This window comes from Mogibacterium timidum ATCC 33093 (genome assembly GCF_000525775.1).
GTDB lineage: Bacteria > Bacillota > Clostridia > Peptostreptococcales > Anaerovoracaceae > Mogibacterium > Mogibacterium timidum.
In genome coordinates this window covers 1-5944 of sequence record NZ_JALU01000008.1, presented here as the reverse complement: position 1 = coordinate 5944, position 5944 = coordinate 1, and the positions used below count along the sequence as shown (strand labels likewise).

6 protein-coding genes and 1 other RNA gene are annotated in these 5944 nt (G+C 46.7%); 5 read left to right on the top strand and 2 right to left on the bottom strand.

The genetic code is table 11. From position 1 onward, the window contains the following. Positions 1-137: 137 nt before the first annotated feature. Entirely contained in the window at positions 138-1583 is a 1446-nt protein-coding gene (locus HMPREF0581_RS02500) for a nicotinate phosphoribosyltransferase (RefSeq protein WP_036380099.1), read from the bottom strand. Positions 1584-1601: 18 nt separating this feature from the next. Beyond that, positions 1602-2024 (bottom strand): peptide chain release factor 1, encoded by a 423-nt coding sequence (locus HMPREF0581_RS02495; RefSeq protein ID WP_009643120.1) that lies wholly within the window; start codon positions 2022-2024, stop codon positions 1602-1604. A 161-nt stretch (positions 2025-2185) separates the two neighbouring features. Between HMPREF0581_RS02495 and HMPREF0581_RS02490 the strand changes: the two genes are divergently transcribed. The 5 genes from HMPREF0581_RS02490 to fic all read left to right on the top strand — a co-directional run bounded on the left by HMPREF0581_RS02490 (position 2186) and on the right by fic (position 5645). Further along, on the top strand, positions 2186-3175 hold the full coding sequence (locus HMPREF0581_RS02490; protein ID WP_036380096.1) for an RluA family pseudouridine synthase: 990 nt from the start codon (positions 2186-2188) through the stop codon (positions 3173-3175). A 142-nt stretch (positions 3176-3317) separates the two neighbouring features. After that, positions 3318-3842 (top strand): signal peptidase I, encoded by a 525-nt coding sequence (gene lepB / locus HMPREF0581_RS02485; RefSeq protein WP_036380101.1) that lies wholly within the window; start codon positions 3318-3320, stop codon positions 3840-3842. A gap of 135 nt (positions 3843-3977) precedes the next feature. Beyond that, a complete protein-coding gene (gene smpB, locus HMPREF0581_RS02480) occupies positions 3978-4451 on the top strand; it encodes an SsrA-binding protein SmpB (protein WP_036380094.1) in 474 nt (157 codons plus the stop codon). 145 nt (positions 4452-4596) lie between these two features. Continuing rightward, positions 4597-4948: a transfer-messenger RNA gene (gene ssrA, locus HMPREF0581_RS08485) on the top strand. 91 nt (positions 4949-5039) lie between these two features. Further along, entirely contained in the window at positions 5040-5645 is a 606-nt protein-coding gene (fic, locus tag HMPREF0581_RS02475) for a protein adenylyltransferase Fic (protein ID WP_036380091.1), read from the top strand. The last annotated feature ends 299 nt before the right edge of the window (positions 5646-5944 follow it).

Here is a 5944-nt window from a genome sequence, read left to right as displayed (position 1 = left end):
CCATAGAGAGGACAATTATCCTTCTTACTGGGATTAGCAAAACACGTTTTTTGTCCTATAAGCCTAAAAAGCTTGCGCTGCTGCGGTTTAAACGCAACGGCACAAGCTCTTTTTATGTATTCATATTCTCATTCAGACTATAATTCCTCAGGGAATTCACTGAATTTACCGAGCAGCTCATGCTTCATATTCCAGAGCTTTTTGGATAGATCTACATAATATGTCTGGGGATTCTCAAATCGCAGCATTTCGCTCCATAGAGTCTCTATCTGTGACCTGCAGTAGTCTCGGATCGTTTCGAGGTCAGGCGATTCATATACGCATTCGCCTTTGTCAAATACCTTGACCAACAGATCCTTGGCTGTGAAGTTAGTCAGCCGTTTACGCTTCCAGATTGCGTTAGGATCAAATATCTCGACGACATCCTTAAATGGGGCGCTCTCCTCATGAAGCGCGATGAGGTCAGCCATGACCTTGCCTGTGTCGTTATCGAAAAATCTGTATACTCTCTTGAAGCCGGGATTCGTAATTTTCTCGACGTTTTCGGAGATCTTCATCTTAGGCACCATCACGCCATTATCCTCGATAGCTGCCAGCTTGTACACACCGCCAAATACAGGCTCGGACTTGGCTGTAATCAGCCGTTCTCCTACGCCAAAAGCGTCAATCTTAGCTCCTTCAAGTATCACGTCTCTGATCAACCACTCGTCGAGAGAATTGGATACTAAGATGTCGCAATCCTCTAAACCGTTTTCATCGAGAACCTCTCTTGTCTTTTTTGTTAGGTATGAAATATCCCCGCTGTCGATACGAACGCCCATCTTGGTCGGCTTCATCTCTTTAAACACCTTGATGGCGTTCGGAAGCCCCGACTTGAGGACGTTGTATGTATCGATGAGGAGCACAGCGTTGTCGGGATAGATTCTGGTGTACTCCTTAAATGCTTCGTATTCGCTGCTAAATGTCTGCACCCAACTGTGCGCCATAGTTCCGAGTGCCGATACTCCGTAGTCCCTGTCGGCGATTGCGCATGCTGTACCTGCACATCCGCCGATATAAGCAGCTCTTGCTCCATATATGGCAGCTGATGCACCCTGTGCACGCCTCGAACCGAATTCCATAACAGGTCTGCCCTGTGCTGCTCTCACAACTCTGCTTGCCTTTGTGGCTATCAGACTTTGGTGATTAATCGTGAGAAGTACAAAGGTCTCAATAAACTGCGTCTGAATCAGCGGTCCGGTGACTGTGAGTATCGGTTCGTGAGGGAATATCGGAGTGCCCTCGGGAACTGCCCATACGTCGCAGGTGAATTTGAAATCCTTGAGATAATCCAGAAATTCTTCGCTAAAAATCCCTTTTGTGCGCAGATACGCGATGTCCTCCTCTGTGAAGCTTAGGCTCTTAAGATACTCGATGACCTGCTCAAGTCCCGCCATGATCGCATATCCGCCGTGATCCGGAACTTTGCGGAAGAACATATCGAAGCAAGCTTCGTAGTCACGAACCTCAGAGCGGAAGTAGCCGTTAGCCATCGTGAGCTCGTAGAAGTCGGTGAGCATAGTCAGATTGTATTTATCAAGCATTTGTTATCCCTCCTCGTATTAGTAACCTACAAGATCTGAAATAACAGACTCCGCAGATGCACCCTTCTTGAATGCGTAAGTTCCCGCATCCACATCAGCTGTGTTGTAACCCTGAGCTTTAACATCTTCAGCGAACTGCTGATAATCGGTAAACAGGTTCTTGTCGATCAGCTCAGAGATATCGCCTTCACCGCCACCGCTGATCGTGACGCTGACGTCTTTCTTGAGAACGCCGTTTTTAAATGCGCTTCCGGTCTTGAGCTTCGAAGCTGAGTTTAGAGCCTCTTCGGACTGCTTGCGACTCGACTGGCTTGCGAGAACCTGCGGGTATTTCATAATGACATTAAAGCGCCACACGATCAGGCCGGCAGCCATCACCACGATTATGACCGCGATAATAATATCGTTGGTGTTGTGCAATAAATCCTTGAAATTCTTCATTGTTGATTCTCCTTAACGCTGCGGCACCAAGCGCAACTTTACTGCAGATTATACATTCTTTTACTTGTGATTGCAAACGATAGAGGGGCTCTGTTCCTTGTTAATCAGCGTTTTGCATGATACAATATACGATGCGATTAGAGAAAAGGAAGCAGGCTTAAATGAAGCAAATCGAGATAAACTCCAACGACGCAGGCAGACGCCTCGACAAATTCATGCGCAGGTACCTCGCTAAGGCGACGTTGAACACGATTTACAAGGTCATTCGCAAGGACGTAAAGGTCAACGGCAAGCGTGAGGGCAACAGCTATATGCTGGCTGCGGGCGATATGCTTACATTATATATGAGCGATGCTCAGATTGCGGAGTGGACAGCTTCGTCCGAGACCGGCGCTGGTTCTAAGGTGCGCCGCAGCTTCAAGATTGTGTACGAAGACGAGGATATCCTGGTTGCCGACAAGCCGTTCGGATTGCTGACTCATGGCGATAGTAACGAGAAGAAGAATCACCTCGCCAACCAGGTCAAGGATTACCTGATTGAAACTGGGAAGTACAATCCACGCGAACGTGTATTTGCACCGGCGCCGGCAAATCGCCTCGACCGCAACACGACCGGGGCGGTGCTGTTCGGCAAGAACAGCGCTTCGCTGAAGGCGCTCAACGAGATGATACGAGAGAACAAGGTCGACAAGTACTATATGACTATCGTGTACGGACATCCCGATGGGGAGATTGACTTGAAGGGCAGGCTCATCAAGGATCAGAAGACCAACACCGTCAAAATACTGGATATAGGAGCTTCCGAAGGACGTGAGATAGAGACGATAGCGAGGCCGATTCGCAGGATTGGGGATTTTACATTAGTCGAGATTAAACTTGTGACAGGCAGGACACATCAGATCAGGGCGCATATGGCATCGGTCGGACATCCGGTAATCGGAGATGTCAAGTATGCCGGAGGTAAGGCTGCCGATGTTAACAGGAAGCTCAAGCAGCGTTTCGGACTCAGCACACAGCTGCTGCACAGCTGCAGGATAACCTTCAAGGAGGGAATCGGGCCTCTGGAGCGACTGACGGGACGGTCGATAGAGGTAGATTTGCCGGAGGAATTTGAAAGAATTATCAGCGGGCTCGAACAAGCACAGGCCTGAACCCTGCTGAGGCTGCCGAGTTTTGTTGATGAAACTCGGCAGAAGCATCTTGAACGGGCATGAGCTCTGCCGAAGGATAGCGGATCGAATCAGCTGCCTGTTAGCGGATTCGAGAAGCGCAGGAAATCGAAAGGGATTATTAATGAGTGAATTTGCAAAGAGCTTAATCAAGGACATAATCGTCGCAGCGGTTCTGGCTGCAGTCATCCTGACATTTATCAGGCCGACGATTGTCAAGCAGACTTCAATGCAGGACACGCTAAATCCAAATGATTACGTCATCATGGCCAGGCGCGCCTACGCCGGCGACAAGGAGCCTAAACGTGGTGACATTATTATATTTAAGTCCGAGCTCAAGGATGAGAGAGGCAATGACAAGCTGTTGATTAAGCGAGTAATCGGACTGCCCGGCGATGAGGTTACCATCAGGGACGGCAGCGTGTATATCAACGGCAAGGAATATCGCGAGGACTACCTGAAAGACGGATACACGACCGGAAGTGTCAATAAGCTCAAGGTGCCTGAAGGCGAGTATTTTGCGATGGGCGATAACCGAGTTGTCAGCGTGGACAGCAGGTATAGTGAGGTTGGATGTATTAAGAAGTCCGCGATCAAGGGCAAGGCAATACTGAGATTGTTCCCATTCAACAAGATTAAGAGGTTATAATGTCGTGACGGCTTAATCTTAAGAAGAGTACGAGATGACAAGGCAGTTCGGCGGCATATGCGGAAAGTCACGTGGGATCGCATGTAAAATTTGCGTGCTGCAATATTTCGAGAGGGAGTATATCAAAGGGAAAAGATGGCAAGAAGCAGGAAGGTAGTAGCAAATAATAAAAAGGCGAGACATGATTACTTTGTCGAGGAGACCTACGAGGCGGGCATCGCACTCACCGGTACCGAGATCAAGTCGGTTCGTGCCGGCCGCGTCAGCATCAAGGAGAGTTACGCGCACATATACAATGGCGAAATTACCATCCTCGGCATGCATATCTCGCCATATGAACAAGGCAACAGGTTCAATGTCGAACCGCTTCGTGAGCGCAAGCTGTTGATGCACAAGCGTGAGATATTCAAGCTGGCAGGCTTAATCAAGACTGATGGGCTGACGTTGATTCCGCTTAATGTATATATCAATGAAGCAGGCTATTGCAAGGTGGAAATCGGTCTTTGTCGGGGCAAGAAGAATTACGATAAGCGCGAGACTATCGCCAAGAAGGAAGCTAATCGCAAGATGGACAGAGCGATTAAGGACAGCCTTCGAAGAAGATTTTAAAGATTTTTTGACTTCGTGATTTTAAAGGTTTCTTGACTTCTCCTCTTGAAATTAGGGAGCAATTCCACTATAATATCTTACTCATATAGTCTTTATAACACTTTTATAACTCTTTCGGGGGTACCCGAGAGGTTCTGACAACTGTGGGGGCGTCAGGTTTCGACAGGAGTGTGGAACAAGGATAAGCGAGCTGTGGAGCCGAGCCACGTAAAAAGCGGCGGTTAAATTCAAACGCTAAAAAGAATAACAATTTCGCACTAGCTGCTTAGTTCAGCAACGCGCGTCAACCGGTATTCACCTGCAGGTAACGGAGCTGGCGTCGATTATGCAGGAAAACCTTGCGTGAGCTCCCGGTAGCGCAAGGGAATTGCGGGATAGCGATTGTGTAGTCTGCTGACATGACGACACATGAGCGAATTATAAAGTATCAGCTGCGCTCGGAGAAGGTCTTTCGGAAATGCTCCTGGACGTGGGTTCAAATCCCACCGCCTCCACCAAAAATGATTCTATAACGTTCTTTGTGGTATGGTCTTAAAACCTATTTCACAGATTGTGGTCTAAATATAAACATATACTGGAGGTAAGGTAATGGCGCTTGCTAATAAGCTTGGAATAGCAGACTCTGCTGAGCTTGCCAGAGTAGAGGAAAGAATCAGTAAGAAGAAGGCTGCATGGCTATTTGAAAGCGGCAGACTGGATGAGCTTGAAGCAGGTTCATTTGCTGCCCTCTCGGAGATTCATAGAGTATTGTTTGACGAAATATATGATTTTGCCGGTATGTTAAGAACTGTGAATATCTCCAAGGGAAATTTTCGTTTTGCCCCTGTGATGTATCTTGAAGCATCAATCAGGCATATTGAAGAAATGCCACAGCAGACCTTTGATGAAATAGTTGAGAAATATGTTGAGATGAATATAGCACATCCATTCAGAGAAGGTAATGGCAGAAGTACACGCATCTGGCTTGATCTCATACTGAAGAAGGAAATCAATAAGGTTGTTGACTGGAGCAAGGTTGATAAAGATGACTACCTTATGGCAATGGAACGCAGTCCGATTAAGGATATTGAAATAAAGCATATATTGAGAAATGCATTGACTAATAAGATTGATGACAGAGAAATGTATATGAAGGGCATTGATCACAGTTACTATTATGAAGGATACAATATCTATAGAGTAGAAGAACTGTAGTTTAATGCGTTTATTTGAGCCTGAAACCGGTTGAAAATAATTAGAGGATAATTAGAGGAATTTACATGATGCACTCTGAAACCTTTGAAAATAAAAAGGGTGCAGAGCTGCAGCCATAACGCCTCCACCAATACTGAATCGCCTAGTCGTGTAACCGCTGAAAGCAGATGATTTACAACGGCTAGGTGGGTTTTTATTTTTTGTCCGTTGTGGCTTATAGGACAAAAAACGTGTTACAAAACCGCTATAGCCATTGAAATTTCAATGGCTATAGCGGTTTTATCTTTTTTGAAAGAAGA

What these genes read in the sequence shown, in the direction of transcription:
- lepB (WP_036380101.1), top strand. Translation starts at nt 3,318, where the DNA reads ATGAGTGAATTTGCAAAGAGCTTAATCAAGGACATAATCGTCGCAGCG.
- fic (WP_036380091.1), top strand. Translation starts at nt 5,040, where the DNA reads ATGGCGCTTGCTAATAAGCTTGGAATAGCAGACTCTGCTGAGCTTGCC.
- HMPREF0581_RS02490 (WP_036380096.1), top strand. Translation starts at nt 2,186, where the DNA reads ATGAAGCAAATCGAGATAAACTCCAACGACGCAGGCAGACGCCTCGAC.
- HMPREF0581_RS02500 (WP_036380099.1), bottom strand. Translation starts at nt 1,583, where the DNA reads ATGCTTGATAAATACAATCTGACTATGCTCACCGACTTCTACGAGCTC.
- HMPREF0581_RS02495 (WP_009643120.1), bottom strand. Translation starts at nt 2,024, where the DNA reads ATGAAGAATTTCAAGGATTTATTGCACAACACCAACGATATTATTATC.
- smpB (WP_036380094.1), top strand. Translation starts at nt 3,978, where the DNA reads ATGGCAAGAAGCAGGAAGGTAGTAGCAAATAATAAAAAGGCGAGACAT.